The following is a 515-nucleotide window of genomic DNA, read 5'->3' on the forward strand; positions in this document are numbered from 1 at the left end:
AGGGGTTCGTCCCGAACCCGATCGAAGCAACTGGCCAGCCGTCCGCTGATCCAGCCGCACGAAGTCCTGCGCATGCGGGCCGATGAGCAGATTGTGTTCACCGGGGGAAATGCGCCGCTTCGATGCGGTCGCGCAATGTGGTTCCGGCGAGCCGACATGAAGTCTTGCGTTGGCGATAACCGCTTCCATGGAAAACGTGGACCTTTGGAAATGAAGGTCTGAGGGACAACCCGGACCTGGAGATCGAGCGATGAGATATTGGGAAGCCTGAGGCCCAGGTCACGGCAGAAGCGGCCATCGAAGAATGCCGCATCCATCAAATTGAGGCAATCGTTCGAGACAGCGATAGCGCTTTGGTGGATGTCACGACCGGTGATGTCATCGCTCATCCAGACGAGCAAGCCGACTATCGTGGCGCCGATATTCTCGGTTACCTGGGATACTGATCAATGGCGGTCTGCTATCGCGAGAGGATCGTTACCGGGATCGGCGAAGACCACAGTTGGGCTTCGTTC

The 515-nt window shown here is 58.1% G+C and carries 1 protein-coding gene; it reads left to right on the plus strand.

All coding sequences use genetic code 11. The annotated features are described in order from the left end of the window. Window positions 1-222: type IV secretory system conjugative DNA transfer family protein (locus RNA01_RS23580; protein WP_170253639.1), on the plus strand; the 222-nt coding region annotated here is incomplete at its 5' end. Between the last annotated feature and the right edge of the window lie 293 nt (window positions 223-515).

The sequence above is a fragment of the Paenirhizobium naphthalenivorans genome, assembly GCF_007992095.1.
GTDB classification, from domain to species: Bacteria; Pseudomonadota; Alphaproteobacteria; order Rhizobiales; family Rhizobiaceae; genus Allorhizobium; species Allorhizobium naphthalenivorans.